Annotated in this window: 23 protein-coding genes; 18 read left to right on the top strand and 5 right to left on the bottom strand. The window is 44.6% G+C overall.

Translation table 11 applies throughout. The features are described from left to right. The first annotated feature begins 88 nt into the window (after window positions 1-88). The 5 genes from serS to R7O13_RS10415 all read left to right on the top strand — a co-directional run bounded on the left by serS (window position 89) and on the right by R7O13_RS10415 (window position 3173). Window positions 89-1396, top strand: coding sequence for a serine--tRNA ligase (gene serS, locus R7O13_RS10435; protein WP_005378225.1), 1308 nt, complete (start codon window positions 89-91; stop codon window positions 1394-1396). A 206-nt stretch (window positions 1397-1602) separates the two neighbouring features. Beyond that, the gene (locus R7O13_RS10430; protein WP_318303792.1) at window positions 1603-1914 is read left to right on the top strand and encodes a hypothetical protein; all 312 of its coding nucleotides are present in this window, start codon (window positions 1603-1605) and stop codon (window positions 1912-1914) included. A gap of 34 nt (window positions 1915-1948) precedes the next feature. Beyond that, a complete protein-coding gene (locus R7O13_RS10425) occupies window positions 1949-2335 on the top strand; it encodes a hypothetical protein (protein ID WP_318303791.1) in 387 nt (128 codons plus the stop codon). Next, on the top strand, window positions 2329-2769 hold the full coding sequence (locus R7O13_RS10420; protein WP_318303790.1) for a hypothetical protein: 441 nt from the start codon (window positions 2329-2331) through the stop codon (window positions 2767-2769). Before R7O13_RS10425 ends, R7O13_RS10420 begins: the two co-directional genes overlap by 7 nt. Window positions 2770-2906: 137 nt before the next feature. Continuing rightward, window positions 2907-3173: a DksA/TraR family C4-type zinc finger protein gene (locus tag R7O13_RS10415; protein ID WP_005437185.1), complete on the top strand. Its 267-nt coding sequence runs from the start codon at window positions 2907-2909 to the stop codon at window positions 3171-3173. Window positions 3174-3242: 69 nt separating this feature from the next. On the opposite strand, the gene bioA is transcribed toward R7O13_RS10415, so the two are convergent. After that, entirely contained in the window at window positions 3243-4523 is a 1281-nt protein-coding gene (gene bioA / locus R7O13_RS10410; protein ID WP_171344574.1) for an adenosylmethionine--8-amino-7-oxononanoate transaminase, read from the bottom strand. Window positions 4524-4653: 130 nt separating this feature from the next. Here bioA and bioB point away from each other — a divergent pair, with 130 nt between their 5' ends. From bioB to bioD, 4 genes are read left to right on the top strand one after another with little or no spacing between them, the layout of a single operon-like run. Beyond that, entirely contained in the window at window positions 4654-5706 is a 1053-nt protein-coding gene (bioB, locus tag R7O13_RS10405; protein ID WP_005378222.1) for a biotin synthase BioB, read from the top strand. Beyond that, a complete protein-coding gene (gene bioF, locus R7O13_RS10400; protein WP_318303787.1) occupies window positions 5693-6844 on the top strand; it encodes an 8-amino-7-oxononanoate synthase in 1152 nt (383 codons plus the stop codon). The genes bioB and bioF overlap by 14 nt, the downstream gene beginning before the upstream one ends. Further along, complete coding sequence (gene bioC / locus R7O13_RS10395) at window positions 6844-7665, top strand: malonyl-ACP O-methyltransferase BioC (protein ID WP_318303786.1); 822 nt, start codon at window positions 6844-6846, stop codon at window positions 7663-7665. Before bioF ends, bioC begins: the two co-directional genes overlap by 1 nt. Next, window positions 7662-8348 (top strand): dethiobiotin synthase, encoded by a 687-nt coding sequence (gene bioD / locus R7O13_RS10390; protein ID WP_005378217.1) that lies wholly within the window; start codon window positions 7662-7664, stop codon window positions 8346-8348. The genes bioC and bioD overlap by 4 nt, the downstream gene beginning before the upstream one ends. Window positions 8349-8430: 82 nt before the next feature. On the opposite strand, the gene R7O13_RS10385 is transcribed toward bioD, so the two are convergent. Further along, window positions 8431-8634 (bottom strand): hypothetical protein, encoded by a 204-nt coding sequence (locus R7O13_RS10385; RefSeq protein WP_054575128.1) that lies wholly within the window; start codon window positions 8632-8634, stop codon window positions 8431-8433. A 473-nt stretch (window positions 8635-9107) separates the two neighbouring features. Between R7O13_RS10385 and htpX the strand changes: the two genes are divergently transcribed. The 9 genes from htpX (at window position 9108) to R7O13_RS10340 (ending at window position 16326) form a co-directional block, all read left to right on the top strand. Then, on the top strand, window positions 9108-9977 hold the full coding sequence (gene htpX, locus R7O13_RS10380) for a protease HtpX (RefSeq protein WP_005388085.1): 870 nt from the start codon (window positions 9108-9110) through the stop codon (window positions 9975-9977). A gap of 209 nt (window positions 9978-10186) precedes the next feature. Then, window positions 10187-10606 (top strand): nuclear transport factor 2 family protein, encoded by a 420-nt coding sequence (locus R7O13_RS10375; RefSeq protein WP_005378211.1) that lies wholly within the window; start codon window positions 10187-10189, stop codon window positions 10604-10606. Next, window positions 10603-11328 (top strand): SDR family oxidoreductase, encoded by a 726-nt coding sequence (locus R7O13_RS10370; protein WP_047100788.1) that lies wholly within the window; start codon window positions 10603-10605, stop codon window positions 11326-11328. Before R7O13_RS10375 ends, R7O13_RS10370 begins: the two co-directional genes overlap by 4 nt. A 12-nt stretch (window positions 11329-11340) precedes the next feature. Beyond that, complete coding sequence (locus R7O13_RS10365; RefSeq protein WP_053349496.1) at window positions 11341-12651, top strand: NAD(P)/FAD-dependent oxidoreductase; 1311 nt, start codon at window positions 11341-11343, stop codon at window positions 12649-12651. A 1-nt stretch (window position 12652) separates the two neighbouring features. Continuing rightward, entirely contained in the window at window positions 12653-13471 is an 819-nt protein-coding gene (locus R7O13_RS10360) for a DUF1365 domain-containing protein (protein WP_154204701.1), read from the top strand. Further along, entirely contained in the window at window positions 13465-14721 is a 1257-nt protein-coding gene (locus R7O13_RS10355; protein ID WP_213970491.1) for an SAM-dependent methyltransferase, read from the top strand. Before R7O13_RS10360 ends, R7O13_RS10355 begins: the two co-directional genes overlap by 7 nt. 6 nt (window positions 14722-14727) lie before the next feature. After that, entirely contained in the window at window positions 14728-15240 is a 513-nt protein-coding gene (locus R7O13_RS10350; protein WP_318303773.1) for a DUF2878 domain-containing protein, read from the top strand. Beyond that, window positions 15200-15793 (top strand): chalcone isomerase family protein, encoded by a 594-nt coding sequence (locus tag R7O13_RS10345; protein WP_017821712.1) that lies wholly within the window; start codon window positions 15200-15202, stop codon window positions 15791-15793. The genes R7O13_RS10350 and R7O13_RS10345 overlap by 41 nt, the downstream gene beginning before the upstream one ends. Then, window positions 15793-16326, top strand: coding sequence for a DUF3833 domain-containing protein (locus tag R7O13_RS10340; protein WP_137281853.1), 534 nt, complete (start codon window positions 15793-15795; stop codon window positions 16324-16326). Before R7O13_RS10345 ends, R7O13_RS10340 begins: the two co-directional genes overlap by 1 nt. A 133-nt stretch (window positions 16327-16459) precedes the next feature. Here R7O13_RS10340 and purB read toward each other — a convergent pair whose 3' ends face one another. The 3 genes from purB to mnmA all read right to left on the bottom strand — a co-directional run bounded on the left by purB (window position 16460) and on the right by mnmA (window position 19736). Beyond that, a complete protein-coding gene (purB, locus tag R7O13_RS10335) occupies window positions 16460-17830 on the bottom strand; it encodes an adenylosuccinate lyase (RefSeq protein ID WP_005378198.1) in 1371 nt (456 codons plus the stop codon). 153 nt (window positions 17831-17983) lie between these two features. After that, the gene (gene hflD / locus R7O13_RS10330; protein ID WP_005378194.1) at window positions 17984-18601 is read right to left on the bottom strand and encodes a high frequency lysogenization protein HflD; all 618 of its coding nucleotides are present in this window, start codon (window positions 18599-18601) and stop codon (window positions 17984-17986) included. A 10-nt stretch (window positions 18602-18611) separates the two neighbouring features. After that, window positions 18612-19736, bottom strand: coding sequence for a tRNA 2-thiouridine(34) synthase MnmA (mnmA, locus tag R7O13_RS10325; protein WP_005378192.1), 1125 nt, complete (start codon window positions 19734-19736; stop codon window positions 18612-18614). Between the last annotated feature and the right edge of the window lie 165 nt (window positions 19737-19901).

The raw sequence follows: 19901 nt of genomic DNA, 5'->3' as shown, positions 1-19901 counted from the left end.
TTTTTGGATACATTTGTGCAGTAAATTTTTTTAACGCGTACGCTTGGAAAGTGCGCGTGATTTCACAACAAAAAGCATAGGATTAACAATGCTGGATTCTAAATTACTTCGTACAGAGCTGGATGAAACAGCTGCTAAACTGGCGCGTCGTGGCTTTAAGCTAGACGTAGATACTATTCGTAAACTTGAAGAACAACGTAAGTCCATTCAAGTAGAAGTAGAAAATTTACAATCCACGCGTAACTCCATCTCCAAGCAAATCGGCCAAAAAATGGCGGCTGGCGACAAAGAAGGCGCAGAAGAGATCAAGAAACAAATCGGTACGCTAGGTAGCGATCTTGATGCGAAGAAAGTTGAACTTGAGCAAGTAATGGCTCAACTAGACGAATTCACGCTTTCTGTACCAAACATCCCAGCAGACGAAGTGCCAGATGGCAAAGATGAAAACGACAACGTTGAAATCTCTCGTTGGGGTGAGCCAAAGTCTTACGACTTCGAACTGAAAGATCACGTTGACCTAGGCGAAATGGGCGACGGTCTAGACTTCGCAAGTGCAGTTAAGATCACTGGCGCACGTTTCATCGTGATGAAAGGCCAATTCGCTCGTCTACACCGTGCAATCGCTCAGTTTATGCTAGATCTTCACACTGAAGAGCACGGCTACACAGAAATGTACGTACCTTACCTAGTAAACTCTGACAGCCTATTCGGTACTGGTCAGCTTCCTAAGTTCGGTAAAGATCTTTTCCACACTGAGCCTTTAGCGGAAAAAGTAAACGACGAAGAGCCACGTAAACTGTCTCTAATCCCTACTGCAGAAGTACCTGTAACGAACCTAGTTCGTGACACGATTTCTGACGAAGCGGATCTACCAATTAAGATGACAGCGCACACGCCATGTTTCCGCTCAGAAGCAGGTTCTTACGGTCGTGATACTCGTGGTCTGATCCGTATGCACCAGTTCGACAAAGTTGAGCTAGTACAAATCACTAAGCCAGAAGATTCAATGAACGCACTAGAAGAGCTAACAGGTCATGCTGAGAAAGTTCTACAACTTCTTGAGCTTCCTTACCGTAAAGTGGTTCTATGTACAGGTGACATGGGCTTTGGCGCTCGTAAGACTTACGACCTAGAAGTTTGGGTTCCTGCTCAAGAAACTTACCGTGAAATCTCTTCATGTTCAAACATGTGGGATTTCCAAGCTCGTCGTATGCAAGCGCGCTTCCGTCGTAAAGGCGAGAAGAAACCTGAGCTTGTACACACGCTTAACGGTTCTGGTCTTGCTGTAGGTCGTACAATGGTTGCTATCCTTGAAAACAACCAAGAAGCAGACGGCCGCATTGCAATCCCTACAGTACTTCAGAAGTACATGGCGGGCGCAACGCACATCGGTTAATTCATTAACCACTAGAACACCAAAACCCAGCCTTAGTGCTGGGTTTTTTGTTATCTGCGTCGAGTGAAAATACGTTGTTATGTAATTAGCACACGTATTAGTGACGAACTCGCCCAGAATTTGGCAGTACGAGATAAATGATATTTTTCTAAGCGGTTTTTCACGTGACAAGCTAACGTCCTCATTTGTCTTTGTTGTGAAATGTTATGCCAGTAAATCATCTTTTATTACGTGTTATTTTTGCGTTTACCTTGCTCGTTTCCGGTAGGGTTGTCGCAAGCGAACTTATCCAGCCTCAATACTTAGATAGTGAGCGAACAGACCGCTTTTTCGCACGTGAGGTAGCGAAACCTTCCAAAGAAAATATAGATATGCGCAATTCATTCGACTGGGGCTATGAACTTGAATTGAGACGTGCGCCTGACAAAGAAAAATTGGTATCTAATTGCCAAGACTTAGCTAATGCAAGCTCTGCGGGCTTTACTGCGGCTAAAGCTTATGAAATACGGCGCATTTAAAGCGTATTTAACTCAGTGTCAAACATGGAGTGAGATGGCAAAGCTAGCTGCTTCCAAGCGCTCATTTATATCGATATTTAAGTTAGACGATAACTTTCCTAACTTAGCCCCAAGTGCACTTGCTTTTGTCATTTCTGACGAAAGTGCGGAGAAAGCAAAAGCACTATTAACGTGGGATGAAGCAGACCACATCCAAAGAACTCATGCCTCCAGTGAAGTGAGAGCAGAGTACTTCGACGCGACCGATGGCTTTCAAGTCGTTACGATTGTAGCAAAAGGTGATTACAACGCTGACGGCATCGAGGATATCGTTATTGAGAAAGAGAATAGTGTACTCAGTGGCTCATATTCATCTTCACACGGATATGTATTAACCCGTATGTCTGAACAAGCGCTATTTAAAGTGTTGGCTGAATGGTAATGAAACGATTTGTGGCCACTTGGGGCTTAAGTGTTGCCATGATGAGCACGGTTGCCGTTGCTAGCACCTCGCCCAGAAAAGTCTTTGAATGTTCAGTAAACCAAACTATGAACTTTAGTATTTCGATAGAGCAAGGCAAAGGCGGGCTTATCTTTAATAAGTCTATTGTGAATCAAACCCCAGTTTTACTGTGGATTAAACCTCAAGATTATCGTGTCAAACATTATCATCGAGCGTTGGTAGATGAGAAGTCACTGGAATTTAGTATTGGTGAGCGCGTCATATTAGTCAGTGAGTACTTTAGCGAGGAGTTTGATGAGGTAGAGAAGATACTCAGTGTTACTTTGATAGATCCTGAGCAAACGCAGTATTTTGAATGCGAGGAAGGGAGTATGAGTAACCTTGCATTGCTTTTCCATGAGAGTGCCGAATAATCGATTACAGAGTGATTATTACCAGATCGTAATAGTGTTTTCTTATTTACCCTAATTATCTTGTTATTTGTAATCGATATAATCATCCACCTTACCACGGTAAGTAGATTTTCTCATTCAAGTAACGAGGAGGGCTTATGGCCGTAGGGTGGGCAAATGACGATAGCGTCAGCCAACAAATTCAAAACACAATAGACGACGAGATTTCCCGTGTTCGTGGCAGTATCACAAAGGGTGAGAGCGCCCATTACTGCGATGAGTGTGGTGATGAGATTCCAGAAGCGCGTCGTCTTGCAATGAAAGGCGTTCGTTTGTGTATCGAATGTCAGTCAACAATCGAATTGGTATCTCAACGCCAAGCATTGTTCAATCGACGAGCGAGTAAAGATAGTCAACTTCGATAGCTTTACTGCTCTAATAAATAACGAGACGGTTTGAGTCTCATACTCAAACCGTTTTCGTATTGAATTGAACTATGAAGCGAAGCAGTCTTTACGTTGTAACGCAGCATCAATCGCATTCACTAACTTTTCAATATCTTCTGGCTTGCTGATGAACGGCGGCATCATATAAATCAGTTTACCAAATGGACGAATCCAAACTCCGTGTTCAACAAACAAGGCTTGGATGGTTTCCATATTCACAGGGCGATACGTCTCCACTACGCCAATGGCACCTAGCCAACGGGTGTTCTTCACCAACTCGTATTCTTCAAGTTTTGGTAGTAACTCAGAAAACAGCGTTTCAATTTGTTGGGTTTGTTGCTGCCAGTTACCTTGTTCAATCAATTCCAAACTTGCGGTGGCAACAGCACAGGCGAGTGGATTCCCCATAAAGGTTGGACCGTGCATAAAACAGCCTGCATCACCACCACAAACGGTGTCTGCTACGTGTTTGCTCGCCAGGGTCGCAGAGAGGGTCATGTAGCCGCCAGTGAGTGCTTTCCCGACACACAGAATGTCTGGTTGAATGTCTGCATGTTCGCAGGCAAACAATTTACCGGTACGACCAAATCCGGTAGCGATCTCATCTGCAATCAATAACAAGCCGTATTTGTCGCAAAACCTACGCACGCCTTTGAGAAATTCTGGATGGTAGATGCGCATGCCGCCTGCGCCTTGAACAATAGGTTCTAGGATCACCGCAGCAAGTTCTTGATGGTGCGTATCAATCTTATGCTCGAAGTCAGTAAGATCTTCTGGATCCCATTCATCCCAATAACCACAAGTTGGGGACTCCGCAAAGATATGTTCAGGTAAAAAGCCTTTGTAGAGAGAGTGCATTGAGTTGTCAGGATCGGTAACCGACATCGCCGCAAACGTATCGCCGTGATAACCGTGTCGCAAAGTAAGAAACTTCGGTCGGCGTTCGCCTTTTGCATGCCAATATTGCAGTGCCATTTTTAAGCTGACTTCTACGGCAACGGAGCCTGAATCGGCAAGGAATACATGTTCAAGGTTATTTGGTGCAAGGGACAATAGCTTCTTACACAAACTGATTGCTGGCTGGTGGGTAATCCCGCCAAACATCACGTGAGAGACCTGATCGATTTGCTGGTGAGCGGCTTGATTTAAATGCGGATGGTTGTAGCCGTGGATCGTCGACCACCAAGAAGACATGCCATCGACCAGCTCAGTACCGTCTTCCAATTTAATGTGAACACCATTTGCCGATGCTACTGGGTAGCAGGTCAGAGGTGTCAATGTCGAAGTGTAAGGATGCCAGATATGCTGGCGGTCGAAGGCGAGATCCATGTGCGATTCCAATAATAATTGAGATTAAAAAACAGACAGATGTAAACTTTGTTCTTTTGCGTTGTGTTGACAGTTTATCGAGACTCAGTAGACTGTCAACACAACAACAAAAGTGACTAAAGGAATACACGTGGAAGTTCGTCATAACTGGACGCATGCTGAAGTGCGCGATCTCATGGAAAAACCATTCATGGATCTCCTATTCGAAGCGCAGCTTGTACATCGTCAATATCAACAAACCAACCATGTTCAAGTAAGCACGCTTCTGTCGATTAAGACAGGTGCTTGTCCAGAAGATTGTAAGTACTGTCCTCAGAGTGCTCGTTACACCACAGACATCGAGAAAGAGCGTCTGATGGAAGTAGAACGCGTACTCGATGCTGCGCAAAAAGCCAAAAATGCTGGTTCTACTCGATTCTGTATGGGCGCAGCATGGAAAAATCCAAAAGAGCGTGACATGCCGCATTTGACCGACATGATCAAAGGCGTGAAGGGCATGGGTTTAGAAACGTGTATGACATTAGGTATGCTGACGCCAGATCAAGCAAAGCAATTGGCAACCGCAGGTCTTGATTACTACAACCACAACCTAGACACGTCTCCTGAGTTTTACGGCAACATCATTACCACACGTACTTACCAAGATCGTTTAGACACTTTGTCTCATGTTCGTGATGCTGGCATGAAGATCTGTTCCGGTGGCATCATCGGCATGGGTGAAAGTGCCAATGACCGAGCGGGCTTGTTGGTTGAATTGGCTAACTTGCCAGTTCATCCTGAAAGTGTACCAATCAACATGCTCGTGAAGGTAAAGGGCACACCGTTGGAAGAAGTGGATGATGTTGAGCCATTCGATTTCATTCGCCTGATTGCGATTGCACGAATCATGATGCCTCAATCAGCCGTTCGTTTATCCGCTGGCCGTGAAAACATGAACGAACAAATGCAAGCGCTGTGTTTTATGGCGGGTGCAAACTCCGTCTTCTACGGCTGCAAGCTTCTGACAACGCCAAACCCTTCTGAAGACAAAGACATGATGCTGTTCAATAAGCTCGGCATTAACAGCCAAGAGGTGTCTCAAAAGCCTGATGAAATCGAAGAAAACGAGTTACTCGATCGCGTCGTAGAGCGCGTTGCTGCCCGTCCGACAAAAGACGACCTTTTCTACGATGCCAGCGTTTAAATCTCGTATCGAGTCCGCCCTTACTAAGCGTAAAACGCAAGGGTTGAATCGTTCGATGAATGTGGTGTTTGCCGGTAACCAGTCCGTTTTGGAGCACGAAGGTCGACGCTACATTAATTTCTCAAGTAATGATTATTTGGGATTGGCCAATGACCAAGCGCTTGTTCGTGCTTGGCAGCAAGGTTTAAGCGTATACGGCAGTGGCAGTGGAGCATCGCCAATGGTCACTGGCTTTAGTGCAGCACACAGCAATTTAGAAGCCGCACTAACTGAATGGTTGGGCTACGACAGAGCAATTCTGTTTGGTTCTGGATTCAGTGCTAACCAAGCGCTGCTGTTTACTCTACTAGAAAAATCAGACGTATTGATCCAAGATCGTTTGAATCATGCTTCACTGATGGAAGCGGGGATGTTGTCACCAGCTAAGATGAAGCGTTTCAAGCACAATGACATCGAGCACCTGAAGTCGCTGATTAATAGCGAAGGCAACCATCTAGTTGTGACTGAAGGGGTATTCAGCATGGACGGTGACTGTGCACCACTCGCTGATATCGCTGCTGTCGTTGATAGCCACAATGCATGGTTTGCTGTCGATGACGCTCATGGAATTGGTGTTCTCGGTCAATCCGGTGGTGGTTCTTGTGAGTTGGCAACGGTTAAGCCTGAGTTATTGGTCGTTACCTTCGGTAAAGCGTTTGGTATGTCTGGCGCGGCTATTTTATGTGACCACGCAACGGGGGACTTTTTAACTCAGTTTGCTCGTCACCATGTGTATTCCACGGCGATACCGCCAGCACAAGCGTATGCGTTGACTCACGCAGTCTCGATGGTTCAAGAGCAGTCTTGGCGACGTGAAAAGCTCTCTGAGCTTAGTGAAGTGTATCGAGATAGCCTTAGCGACCTTGAGGGGTTTGTTGAGACTCAAACTTCGATTAAGCCCTTTTTGATTGGTGAATCTGAATTGGCTTTGCGAGTAGCAGGTGCTTGTCGCCAAAACGGTATTTGGGTGACTGCTATTCGCCCTCCGACGGTGCCTAAAGGAACGTCTCGTCTTCGAATCACACTCACTGCCAATCACACTAATGAACAAGTTAAAACGCTTTCAATCGCATTGAAGCAAGCATTAGGAGCGCTGTAATGGATAATGCAACTACCGCATTAGCGCAAACGCTCGCGTTAGAGAGTTTCCATCAAGATAAAGACGCGATTGCCTCTTCGTTTGGTAAAGCAGCAGAAACATACGATAAACATGCGGCTTTTCAACGTGATGTCGGGCATCAGCTGCTTGATAAACTTCCTGAAAACTTGACGGGAAAACGTGTATTGGATTTAGGTTGTGGCACGGGTTATTTCTCCCAACTACTTCAACAACGCGGTGCGGAAGTAGTCTGCGGCGATATCTCTCAAGCCATGTTAGATAAAGCAGAGCAGCGTTGTGGTTCAGTACGAATGCATTACCAAGTTGCTGATGCTGAAAACTTACCATTTGACGATGATAGCTTCGATTACGTGTTTTCAAGTTTAGCGCTGCAATGGTGTACAGATTTAAGTTACCCACTAAAAGAAGTGCGCCGCGTGCTAAAAAATGGTGGGAAAGCGTGGTTCTCTACACTGGTTGATGGATCACTGTATGAGCTGCGTGCATCATGGGAAAAAATTGATGCATATCAACACGTCAATAACTTTCTAACGCTCAATCAGGTAAAAATTGCGTTAGCGCAATCTCGATGTGACAGCCATCAACTAGACTTGACCACCATCACAGTTTGGTATGACTCTGCATTTTCAGTTATGCGTGACCTAAAAGGTATAGGTGCAAATCACGTAAGCGGGCGCTCACACGGTTTAACTAGTCGCGAGACTTTGTTAAAAGTTGAGCATGCGTACCAAGCGTTTAAAAACGATCAAGGTCTTCTACCTGCAAGTTATCAGGTTTGTTTTGGAGTAATACATCTATGATTGATGCTTTTTTTATTGCTGGTACGGATACTGATGTTGGAAAGACGGTAGCGTCTAAAGCCATTTTGCAAGCGATCGCTGCAAAAGGACTAAACACTATTGGTTATAAGCCAGTGGCAGCAGGGAGTGACAAGACTGAAGCCGGATGGCGTAACTCTGATGCTTTACACTTACAAGACGCCGCAACACTCGATGTGGCCTATGATGATGTGAACCCATACGCTTTAGAGTTGCCTGCTTCTCCCCACATTGCAGCGAAGCATGAACATGTCGAAATAAGTTACGATGTTCTGAGTCAAAAACTGGCTCAACATAAGCAGCAAGCCGATGTTGTTCTCGTTGAAGGTGCTGGAGGCTGGCGTGTGCCAGTATCCGATACGGACTGTTTATCTACATGGGTAAAAGAAGAGCAGTTACCTGTTGTACTGGTGGTTGGCATTAAATTAGGCTGTTTGAGCCACGCTTTACTCACAGCGGAGAGTATTAAAGCGGATGGTTTGAATCTTGTTGGCTGGGTGGCAAACCGCGTCAACCCTGGCACAGAGCACTACGCTGACATTATCGAGATGCTAGAAGCACGTATCGATGCACCTAAGCTTGGGGAAATTCCATATATTCCAAGTGCTAAACGCAAAGAGCTAGGCAAGTACATTAATGTAGAGCCGTTGCTAAACACTGACTAATGGTGTTTAGGATAAAAGACTAAAAAACCCAAAGGGCTGCGCAATGCAGCCCTTTCTTGTTGGTGTAACCTAAAAAGTCAGATTACTTATCTTGGCTGAGCCCCATCAATGCTTGTTGTGTTTCTGCAACACGCTGAGACATATGATGATCGGTTGAAATACCAAGTTGTTGCTTTGCCTCGTCCTCTGAGATGCCTAGGTGACAACGTAGTAAATCAATAGCCATTTGATAGTCGTTAGTTTCTACCATGGTTTTTCCCTCAATACATGGAGTTTTTGAGCTCACCCAATGCACTTTTTGCAATGTACTTAGAGTGGCTCTGTTTTGTTCATCTCATTCGAATTTAGCATGTCCATGTAGCCGCACAATAAGACCAAAGTCTATAGCAGAGCTAACGTACTGTTTTTGGTCTATTAAAAAATTTCTAGCTAAGTTGCTAAGAGGTGATAGATTTAACACCAAGATCATCTATCAATAGATGATGGGTAGGTCAGAGCTTATTTCATCATTTTGATAAATGTATATGAACGGAGGTTCCAGCTCCTACCAAAGCATGTTTTGAAATCGCTTGAATCAAATATTTCAGTCTCGAAAACAAATGTTGCAATTTATTGCTTAACCTTGTTTTTATCGCGGATAGACTATATCTATAACGCACGGAACATGAAAATCAACGGAATTGGCTTTTATAGCGATTACCATTTGTTCCTTATAACAATCCGTTTTAAAAAAACGATAAGCTTCCTCGGAGAAAAGTAATGAAGCGAATTATGTTATTCCTAGCAACTAACCTAGCTGTCGTGCTAGTGCTTAGTGTTGTTCTGAATATTGTTTACGCTGTAACTGGAATGCAACCAGGCAGTCTGTCAGGTTTACTTGTAATGGCTGCTGTATTTGGTTTTGGTGGCGCATTTATTTCGTTGATGATGTCAAAGGGTATGGCACTACGCTCGGTTGGTGGTATGGTCATTGAAAGCCCGCGCAACGAAACGGAGCATTGGTTAGTCGAAACTGTGGGGCGTCAAGCTCAACAAGTGGGTATTGGTATGCCAACGGTGGCTATTTATGATTCACCAGATATCAATGCATTTGCGACAGGTGCAAAGCGAGATGACTCTCTTGTCGCAGTTTCTACTGGTCTTTTACACAATATGACTCGTGATGAGGCAGAGGCAGTACTTGCACACGAAGTGAGCCATATTGCAAATGGTGATATGGTCACGATGACGTTGATGCAAGGTGTCGTGAACACGTTTGTTATCTTCCTATCACGCTTTATTGCCAATATCGTGGCATCGAACGATGATGAAGAAGGCCAAGGTACAAATATGATGGTTTACTTTGGCGTATCCATGGTGCTTGAACTGGTATTTGGTTTCCTAGCTAGCTTCTTGACTATGTGGTACAGCCGTCATCGCGAATTCCACGCGGACGCAGGTGCAGCGCGCCTCGTTGGCAAAGAAAAAATGATTGCGGCTCTAGAGCGTTTGAAGGTGAGTCATGAATCTCAACTGGATGGCACCATGATGGCATTTGGTATCAACGGCAAGCAGTCGCTGACTGAGCTACTAATGAGCCACCCTCCGCTAGATAAACGTATTGCAGCGTTGCGAGGCCAGCAATACTAATTGTTCCTACTTAAATAATTGTTAATCTGCTGAAAAGGCTTGGTTTTGACCAAGCCTTTTTTTTCGCCGATTGATCGCGTGCGAACTTCATCACGTACTACTTACAGAAATAAAGTTATACAAAATTATTTTTGTACAACTTTGGTGGAATGAACTATCTTGTACATATAATAATTTTGTACAACTTAATGGGCGTGTAGGAGTAAAAAATGGACATACAGTCTGTTGGCAATATCTATCAAAAGCTCAACAAAGCGAACTTACATCTACTTAAGGATATATATCACCAAGATGTAGTATTTGAGGACGCAGCGCATCGTTTAGAAGGATGGCCAGCACTTTCGGATTATTTCACCTCATTATATGCCAACGTCATCAGTTGTGATTTTGTAATCCATGAGCATCAACAAGTCGGAGATACAGGCTTCCTAACTTGGACAATGGACCTTCAGCATCCCAAACTTCAGAAGGGTGCGCCTATTCTCGTCAATGGTGTTTCGCACCTCAAATTTAGCGAAGGTCAGGTCATTTATCACCGAGACTATTTTGATCTCGGAGAGATGCTCTATGAGCATTTACCGTTACTTGGTTCAGTCGTTAAAACCATCAAGCAGAGGTTAGGACAATGAACAACACCATCTTAATCACAGGCGCCACCTCCGGAATAGGAAGACAGCTTGCCCTAGATTACGCGAACTCAGAATGGAATGTGATTGCTTGTGGTCGGAATCAAGATGTTCTTGCAGAACTGGAGGCAGTTTCCTCCAAAATTCATACATTGCAGTTTGATGTGACAAATTATGAGGAAACTCAGCAGGCGCTCTCTAATTTGCCCTTTACGCCAAATACATGGGTTTTTAACGCAGGCGATTGTGAGTACATGGATGAGGGAGTGGTCGACGCGAAACTCATGGCGCGTGTGATGAACGTAAATGTTGTCGGTGTTGCCAACTGCGTTGAAGGCTGCCAAGTGCATTTAGAGAGAGGGCACCGCATTGTTATTGTTGGCTCTATCGCATCAGAAGTGGCACTGCCTCGTGCAGAAGCTTACGGCGCATCCAAAGCGGCAGTCAGTTATTTTGCACGCACGCTCGCCGTCGACTTGAAAAAGAAAGGGATCAAAGTGGTAACGGTGTTTCCTGGTTTTGTTGAAACGCCGTTGACTGACAAAAACGACTTCGAAATGCCAATGATCATTTCTACTCAGCAAGCGTCGGACTCTATCAGGAAGCAGTTAGCCGCCAACAAGACCTATATCTATTTCCCGGCGAGATTTACCAGTATTTTACGTTTTATCTCGTTACTTCCATACAGTTGGCAAGCTCGCCTAACTGCTAAACTCGTATCATAAGAAGGAATAAAAATGAAAACAGCAGGAAGAAAGAAGATAGCGATTGTGGGAACGGGAATCTCTGGCCTTACTTGTGGTTATTACTTGCATAAAGAACATGATGTAACGCTGTTTGAAGCGAACGATTACATCGGTGGCCATACTGCAACCGTTGATGTGAGCCTTGATGGTAAAGAATACGCGATAGATACTGGGTTCATCGTCTATAACGACCGTACGTACCCTAATTTCATTAAAATGATGAGCGAGATTGGCGTTGAAGGTCTGCCGACTCAAATGAGCTTCAGTGTCAGAAATGATGGGAACGGACTAGAGTACAACGGCCACACAGTGTCGACATTGTTTGCTCAAAAACGTAACTGGGCAAACCCTAAATTTTATCGATTTATCTTCGAGATACTTCGTTTCAATAAACTTGCCAAGCGCTTCGCTAGCGAGCAGTCCACGCACTCTCAGACGTTAGGTGAGTTCCTTGACGAACACAAATTCAGTGCTTTCTTTACCGATAACTACATTTTACCGATGGGTGCTGCGATTTGGTCGTCGACTTTAGCTGACATGCGCGCATTCCCTCTTATGTTCTTCTTACGTTTCTTCCTCAACCACGGTCTGCTAGATGTGACTAACCGACCACAATGGTATGTGATTAAAGGTGGTTCACGTTCATACATTCCACCATTGACCAAAGGCTTTGCCGAGAATATTCGTCTTAATAGTCCTGTCGAAAAAGTGGTTCGCAACGAAAAAGGGGTTGGCGTTCAAGTTCGCGGAGAAACGCATTGGTTTGATGACGTTATCTTTGCTTGTCACAGTGATCAAGCAATGAGAATGCTAGAGGATATCAGCCCAATTGAGCAGGAAATCTTGGGGGATATGACATACCAAGCAAATGAAGTTGTTCTTCATACCGACTCTGCCGTACTACCAAAACGTAAGGCAGCATGGGCATCATGGAACTACCTATTGGAAGGCAGTGAGGAGGAACAGCAACGCCTCCCTTCGCTCACTTATAACATGAACATTCTTCAGCATATTCAATCAGAACACACGTTTTGTGTAACGTTGAATAGTACTGAGCAAATTAACTCAAATAAAGTCTTGCGTTCGTTCACTTATCATCATCCAGTATTCACCACTGAGTCTATTGCAGCGCAGCAGCGCAAAAATGAGATACAGGGTAAACAAAGTACCTGGTTCTGCGGCGCTTATTGGTACAACGGTTTTCATGAAGATGGCGTGCGTAGCGCGCTTGATGTTGTGAAAGAACTAGAAGAAAAGTACCGCGAACAAAATGTGGTTCCTTTCGAAAAAGGCGCAGCGTGATATGGATAGCCAAATGAACAGCCGATTGTTTATAGGCAACGTTCGTCACCGTCGATTCACGCCTGTGAATCATGAGTTGAACTACTCTTTATTTATGCCCGCCATCGATGTAGACGAGATCGATGCTTTAGAGAAAAAAGTATGGGGTTTTGGTTCGCGTTGGTGGCATTGGGCTCGCTTTAAGCGCAGTGATTACATTGGTGAAGGTAGCGTCAAGTCGGCAGTGCACAGCAAAATTGAAGAACTGACAGGTGTTCGCTGTACCGGCAAGGTAATCGCAGTCTGTCACTTGCGTTATCTAGGACTTTATTTCAGTCCCGTTAATTTCTACTACGTTTATAACACGGAAGGAGAATGGAAGTATCTCCTCGCAGAGGTGAGTAACACTCCTTGGAATGAACGACATTACTACGTGGTGTCAGCAGATAAAGAAGAAGAAAAGTTTGGTTGGGAACAAGATAAAGCATTCCATGTTTCACCATTCAACCCGATTGACCAACTCTACCGCTGGAGAATTAAACCTTTGACAGACAAGTTGAATATTCATCTTGAATGTCACAAAGGAGAGAAACACTTTGATGCCACCATGGTTATGAAAGCCAAGCCACTTTCAAGCAAAACCTTATTGAGGTGTTTGATCGTTACACCAATACAAACGGTAAAAGTAATGGTTGGTATTTATTGGCACGCATTAAAACTTTGGGTGAAAGGCGCACCTTTTTATTCTCATCCTAAATATTCAACGCATGAAGAAATAGAAGCCGATACTGAAAAAACAGACAAAAAAAATAAAAAGCACAAGGAGAATTCTGCATGTTAAATACTAGTTCTATGACATTGCCGCGTAAATTGACGACAACGCAAAAAGCGGCTCGCGGAGTTATTTTTCAATGTCTGCAAAAAATGGAAATCGGCTGCTTAACAGTTATTGAAAGTTTTAAGACGGAAACGACAGAGCGAAGCGAGCGTTTTAGTGCGCCAAATGGGGAGTACAGTGGTCAACCTGTTGTCGCTACTATAGAGGTAAAACATCCAGGCTTTTATTCACGGATCTTGCAGGGCGGCAGTATTGCTGCTGGTGAGGCTTATATGGATGGGTGGTGGGATAGCCCCGATTTAACCTCATTAATGAAACTGATGGCCCTTAACATGCGTGCTCTAGATAAACTCGAAGAGCAAGGCAGTTGGTTGACTAAAATACTGTACAAGTTCAGTCATTGGTCAAACAGAAACTCTGAAGAGAACTCACGTAAAAATATCCATGCGCATTACGACTTGGGTAACAACCTATACGAAGCGTTCCTTGATACCAATATGCTGTACTCGTCGGCGCTTTACAATCATGCGGATGACTCTCTAGAGCAGGCTCAAATCAACAAAATGGATCGTCTATGTCAGCAACTTGAGCTGAAGCCCACTGATCATGTTGTTGAAATTGGCACAGGGTGGGGCGCTATGGCGATTTACATGGCCGAACAATACGGTTGTCAGGTCACCACAACAACGATATCTGAAGAGCAACACGAGTACGCGGAGCAAAAAATCAAAGAGCGTGGCTTAGAAGACAAAATCACTCTACTCAAAGAAGATTACCGCAACCTAACCGGCACTTATGACAAGCTCGTTTCTATTGAAATGATTGAAGCTGTGGGCAAACAATTCCTGCCTTCGTACATTAAGGTCTGTGAGTCTTTATTAAAGTCCGGTGGCTTGATGGCGATTCAAGCGATTACGATTGCCGATCAGCGTTACGATTACTACAGTAACAACGTCGACTTTATCCAAAAGTACATTTTCCCGGGTGGTTTTTTACCGTCGGTAACCTCACTAACCCAAGCCACAACAAAATACAGTGACTTAGTGACGCGAGACTTGTTCGATATTGGTTTGGACTACGCTAAGACGCTGAATGAATGGCACCTACGTTTTAATCGAGCAGAGGGTGAAGTGCGCTCATTTGGCTACGACGACCGCTTTGTGCGTATGTGGCGCTACTATTTGAGCTACTGTGAAGGTGGCTTTTTGGCTCGCACGATCAGTGCCGTTCACATGACGTTTCAACGCCCGTAGTTCGTTATGAAGGTGTTTCTTGCTTCGATATGGTTCCAACTCTGCTGGTTTGCAGCGGTGCTTGGAACCTATCAATGGCAATGGGTGACGTTATTCCTTACTTTGGCAACCCTACTATATTGTTTGAAAACTGACGCATCTTCGCTCAAAAGTATTGGTGTTATCGCCACGATTGGTCTCGTGCTTGATACATTAAATCAGCAATTTTCAATTTTCATGTTTGCCACTCAATGGTTACCCCTTTGGCTTTTGTGCCTTTGGATTCTGTTCGCCTGGTATGCCTATCAACTCAAGTCAATTTTGTACCGTTTCCCAAAAACCTACGTATCAATAGTAGGCGGTATCGGAGGAACAGCGAGCTACTTTGCTGGCTATAAGCTCCAAGCCGTTGAATTTGGATTTAGCACTGGCGCTACACTGGCAATGTTGTTTGTCGAATGGTGCGTCATGATGCTCTTGATACTCAAGGTGTACGGAAATGAAAAGCTTGAAGAGAGACTTAACTCAGAGACTGACTAGGCTGCTTGCGTTGGTAATAGTAACTGGCTCTTTTGCTCTGCAAGCTCAACCTGTTGGAAATAGCGAAGCTGCCAGCAACATTGCGAATTGGAAGGGATGGAAAACTGTTGGAGAAGCCCAACTTACTTGGTTCATCTTCGATATTTATCACTCAAGATTAAAAGCGCCTGATGGAAAGTTCATCGTAAGCGATGACGTATCGCCACATCCCCTTGCGTTGGAAATTAATTACAAGAGAGACATCAGTAAGCAACAGCTGCTTGATGTGACGGATGAGCAGTGGGCGAAATTGGGTTTTACGGACTCATATCGAAAAGCTTGGATCAGCGAGCTCGATCGTATGTTTCCTGATATTCAAAAAGGTGACGAGCTTACTTATCTAACAGATGGAAAATCTGGTCAGCTGTTTTATAAGCAGGTTGGGGACGTGCAAGTAAAGAACGTTGGCATCATTGAAGACGAACGAATGAACGATGCATTTTTGGCTATATGGTTATCACCCAACACAGAATTTCCGAAACTCCGAAAACAATTGATAGGGCAGGTTAGATAGTGTTTAAACGAATTTTTAAAGCAGCGACTTTAGTGGCAGCTGTTTTTCTTTCGGCATGTTCCGCAGACATTGATAATTACCGCTCTTCTACACCGACTTTTGACGTATTCGGTTATTTCGAAGGCGACATAAAGGCGTGGGGGATGGTGCAAGATTATACCGGACAGCAAACGCGTCGCTTTGAGGTCGATATAGTGGGTACTGTAGCGGGTGATACGCTGACGCTGGTGGAAGACTTCGTGTTTGATGACGGAGAGGTGGACCAGCGAATTTGGGTTATCACTAGATTAGAAGACGGTCGTTATGAAGGTAAGGCAGACGATATTATAGGTGTAGCAACAGGGGAAGAGCAGGGCAATGCGCTACAGTGGCAATATGACTTTGAGCTACAAATGGAGGATTCATCAGTGACGGTTGCTTTTGACGATTGGCTTTATCGTCAGGATGACAGACACGTTTTCAATCTAACGAAAATAAAAAAGTTTGGTGTGGAAGTAGGAACAATAACCTTGTTCTTCCAAAAGCAGCCATAACAAATGGGGCTGATCTTCAATTAATAATCCATTCCATATAACTAAAATTATTTTCTCCCGACCTAACTCTCCTAACTAAAAAAGGTTGACGCTTTCGCGTCAACCTTTTAAGTATCTGGTCGTTACAGGAGTATTACAGCTTATCTGTCAGCTCGATTGCTTGACCGATATAGTTCGCTGGTGTCATCTCTTTCAGACGTGCTTTCTCGTGCTCAGGAAGCTCAAGACCGTCGATGAAGTTACGCATTGCTTCGCCGTCTACACGCTTACCACGAGTTAGCTCTTTCAGCTTCTCGTATGGCTTCTCGATGCCGTAACGACGCATAACGGTTTGTACTGGCTCAGCTAGTACTTCCCAGTTCTTGTCTAGTTCAGCAAGAAGCGCTTCACGGTTTACTTCTAGCTTGCTGATGCCTTTAAGCGTAGAAGTGTAAGCGATGATAGCGTAGCCAACACCAACACCAAGGTTACGTAGAACCGTTGAGTCAGTTAGGTCACGTTGCCAACGAGAGATAGGCAGTTTCTGTGCTAGGTGGCCGAATACAGCGTTCGCAAGACCTAGGTTACCTTCTGAGTTTTCAAAGTCGATTGGGTTAACTTTGTGAGGCATTGTTGAAGAACCGATCTCACCAGCAATAGTTTTTTGCTTGAAGTGGCCTAGTGCAATGTAACCCCAAACGTCACGGTCGAAGTCAATCAGGATAGTGTTGAAACGAGCGATAGCGTCGAACAGCTCAGCGATGTAATCGTGCGGTTCGATTTGAGTTGTGTAAGGGTTCCAAGTTACGCCTAGAGACTCTGTGATGAACTCTTCAGAGAACTTGTGCCAATCTAGCTCTGGGTAAGCAGAAAGGTGTGCATTGTAGTTACCTACTGCACCGTTGATTTTCGCTAGGATCTCAACGTTTTCGATTTGCTTGAATTGACGCTCCATACGGTACGCCACGTTTGCCATTTCTTTACCCATAGTAGATGGAGAAGCAGGCTGACCGTGTGTACGAGATAGAAGAGGAATGTCGCGGTATTCCACTGCTAGTGCTTTGATAGCGTCGATTAGGTTACGGATTTCTGGAAGAATCACGTTCTCACGCGCTTCTTTAAGCATTAGAGCGTGTGATGTGTTGTTGATGTCTTCAGAAGTACATGCGAAGTGGAAGAACTCGTTTACTGCGTGCAGTTCAGGAACGTCTGCTACTTTCTCTTTTAGGAAGTACTCAACCGCTTTTACGTCGTGGTTAGTTGTACGCTCGATCTCTTTGATACGGCGTGCATCTTCTTCAGAGAAGTTTGCAGCAAGGTCGTCTAGGAATTGGTTTGCTTCTGCGCTAAACGCTGGCACTTCTGCAATTTCAGCAGTAGCAGCAAGCTTTTGTAGCCAGCGGATTTCAACGATAGTACGGTACTTTAGTAGACCGTATTCACTGAAAATTTCGCGTAACGCAATTGTCTTGCTTCCGTAACGGCCGTCTACTGGTGAAACAGCAGTCAATGCTGACAGTTCCATGATGTTCTCCTGAATTGGGTTTCTAAATTTCGTGAGCTTTATACCAATAACTGTGGCAATTGTCACGAATATTGCGCAAACGTTTGCGCGAGATTTGTTTTAGTCGAAAAAAATGAGCTCGCGATAAACGCGAGCTGCTTATTTGATATTTTACTACAGACGAGCAAGAAGGATTTGTGCTTGCTCTACCATCTTCTTGCGCCCGAAGATTAGGTGGCGACGCTTACCACCAACTTGACGCCAAAGAACTGCACTACGAATGCCAGATAACAACAGCGCACGAACTTTGTGTTGGCTTGCCGTCTGCTGCAGTACAGATGGCGTGCCCGTTACTTGAATGCGTGGGCCAATAGGGCTAACGACATCCAGATAGATGCTCGCTAAATTGCTGATCATTTGATCGTCTAGTAGCTCAAAGTGCTCTGACTGACGCTTGGCCATTTGAATACGATCACCAAGCTGAGACATAGCATCGTTACGAGAGCTTAACTTACGCTCTAACGCCATTAAACTAATAATGTAACGAGTAATTTCACTGCCTGATGGTGTGCTATCAATCCCTTTAACCAAGCATTCTAGGCCGAGCTTTAGATCGGCTTCGCGACCGAATACGCCAACTGTGTTAGCAGGGTTCGTGCTCAAAATAGCGTTGATTGATGTTTCAAAAGCATCTTGATCACAATGTCCGTTTCTCGCTACCTGTTGAACTAAAGCAACAGCTTGGCAAATCCCAGCGAAAGCGATAGTACGGTCATAAAGTGTATTCGCCACGTAACGACTCCTAAGCTTGAGAATATTTAATGCGTTGCTCGATGATGCCGCCACCTAGGCACACGTCACCTTTGTAGAACACTGCTGATTGACCTGGAGTTACAGCAATTTGTGGCTCGTCAAAGATAACTTTAATGTTTTCATCATCGATAGGGATGATTGTACAAGGAATATCTTCCTGACGGTAACGAGTTTTCACTGTGCACTTCATAACATCGCGAATTGGCTCACGATCTACCCAATGAAGTTGTGATGCAAGTAGACCTTCTGATTTCAACATTGGATGGTCTTTACCTTGAACAGCAATCAAAACGTTACGTTCTAGATCTTTCTCACCAACGAACCATGGGTCCTCGTTACCACCGCCGCCTTTACGGCCACCGATGTGTAGACCTTTACGCTGACCAAGTGTGTGGTACATCAGGCCTTGGTGTTGACCAATCACTTCGCCTTCTGGCGTCTCGATATTACCAGGCTGAGCTGGAAGGTAGCGACCGAGGAATTCTGTAAACTTGCGTTCACCGATGAAACAAATACCCGTAGAGTCTTTCTTCTTAGCGGTAATTAGATCTTGTTCTTCCGCAATGCGGCGCACTTCTGGCTTCTCTAGATCACCAACAGGGAATAGGCTACGTGCGATTTGCTCGTTGCTTAATGTGTACAGGAAGTAGCTTTGATCTTTGTTGCCATCTAGACCACGTAGCATCTGTGGTTTTTCACCATTTTCTGGGAAAGAGCGACGCACATAGTGGCCCATTGCAATGTAATCAGCATCAAGTACTTCATCAGCGAATTCTAGGAATGCTTTGAACTTGATTTCTTTGTTACAAAGAATGTCAGGGTTCGGAGTACGGCCAGCTTTGTATTCAGCAAGGAAGTACTCAAATACGTTATCCCAGTATTCGGCAGCAAAGTTGATAGTGTGTAGGTGGATGCCTAGCTTGTCACATACTGCCTGAGCGTCAGCAAGATCTTCTGCCGCTGTACAATATTCTTCGTTGTCATCTTCTTCCCAGTTCTTCATGAAAAGGCCTTCTACTTGGTAGCCTTGCTGCTTTAGAAGATACGCGGAAACAGATGAATCAACGCCGCCGGACATACCGACGATGACTTTCTTTTGGCTGTTATCAGACATTACTAAACACCACTTAAATAAACGGGATGCAGATTCTATCAGAATCCACAGACCGGTGACAGATCCGAGATCGAAATCACAATTCGTTTCGCTGGATTTTTCTTCAACAAAGATTCGAACGAGTAATTTCGCAAGTATAGAAGAGGTATATATGGCATAGTTGGC

Source organism: Vibrio sp. Y176, assembly GCF_033438945.1.
This window is presented reverse-complemented; position numbering and strand designations above follow the sequence as displayed.